The 1410-nt window shown below is 75.7% G+C and carries 1 protein-coding gene; it reads right to left on the reverse strand.

Annotated elements, in window-relative coordinates:
- Positions 1-3: 3 nt before the first annotated feature.
- Entirely contained in the window at positions 4-1251 is a 1248-nt protein-coding gene (gene cobA / locus HYE82_RS36515; protein ID WP_179178518.1) for a uroporphyrinogen-III C-methyltransferase, read from the reverse strand.
- Positions 1252-1410 lie beyond the last annotated feature (159 nt).

A 1410-nucleotide genomic window follows, 5' to 3' on the forward strand; every position in this document is an offset into this window, starting at 1 on the left:
GGTTCAGTGGGTCGGGGGTGTGGGGCCGGCCTCCGCGACCCGTACGACCTCGCCGATGACGATGACGGCCGGCGGGCGGACGTCCTCGGAGCGGACCCGCTCGCCCACGGTGGCGAGCGTGGCGTCGACGCGGCGCTGGGCGGTGGTGGTGCCCTCCTGGACGACGGCGACCGGGGTGTCCGCCGGGCGGCCGTGGCGGACCAGGGCCTCCGCGATCAGGCCGATCTTGTCGACGCCCATCAGGATCACGAGCGTGCCGGTGAGCCTGGCGAGCGAGGCCCAGTCCACGAGGGACCGCGGGTCATCCGGACCGACGTGCCCGCTCACGACGGTGAACTCGTGGGCCACGCCCCGGTGGGTGACCGGGATGCCGACGGCCGCGGGCACCGAGATGGAACTGGAGATGCCGGGCACCACCGTGCAGGGGATCCCCTCCTGGGCGAGCGCCTGGAGTTCCTCCATCCCCCGCCCGAAGACGTACGGGTCCCCGCCCTTGAGCCGGACCACGGCCTTGCCGGCCTTCGCGTGCTCGATCAGGGCGTTGTTGATGGCCTCCTGGGCCATGTAGCGGCCGTACGGGATCTTCGCGGCGTCGATGACCTCGACGTGCGGCGGGAGTTCGTCGAGCAGGTCGCGGGGGCCCAGCCGGTCGGCGATGACCACGTCCGCCTCGGCGAGCAGGCGCCGGCCTCGGACGGTGATCAGGTCCGGGTCGCCCGGGCCGCCGCCGACGAGGGCGACGCCGGGCACGCCCCGGTCGCGGCCGCGGTGGGCGGGGGCGGTGAGGGTGCCGTCCCGGAGCCCCTCGACGACCGCGTCACGGACGGCGGCGGAACGGCGCGGGTCATTGCCCGTCAGCACGGCCACGGTCACGCCCTCCACACGGCCGGTGGCCGGGGTCCAGGCGGTCGCGGCGGAGGCGTCGTCGGCACGCACGCACCAGACGCGCTCGCGCTCCGCCTCGGCGGAGGCCTGCTCGTTGACCTCGCGGTGCTGGGTGGCGATGAGCGCGTACCAGGCGTCGGCCAGGTCGCCGTCCCGGTAACGGCGGCGCTCCCAGCGGATCTCGCCGGTCTCCGCCATGGCATCCACGGAGGGCGTGGCCGAGGGCGAGACGAGGAGGACGTCGGCGCCGGCCGCGACGAGCGCCGGCAGCCGGCGCTGGGCGACCTGGCCGCCGCCGATGACGACGACGCGCCGGCCGGCGAGGCGGAGTCCGACGGGGTAGGCGGGGTGTGCCGGGTGTGCCATGGCGGTTGCGGCTCCTGATGCGGCGGATCTGCGGGCCGCTGCTGCGCTGGAGCGGCTTGGCTGGTGGGGCGGTCGGGTCGGCGTGACGTGCGGTTTCGCTGTCCGGGTCCACGATAAGGCCCCCGGCCCGCCTGCCAACCCCGGGCCCCGGTGACGCAC

It is taken from the genome of Streptomyces sp. BR123 (assembly GCF_013401435.1).
In the GTDB taxonomy this organism is placed as follows: Bacteria; Actinomycetota; Actinomycetes; order Streptomycetales; family Streptomycetaceae; genus Streptomyces.

What these genes read in the sequence shown, in the direction of transcription:
- cobA (WP_179178518.1), bottom strand. Translation starts at nt 1,251, where the DNA reads ATGGCACACCCGGCACACCCCGCCTACCCCGTCGGACTCCGCCTCGCC.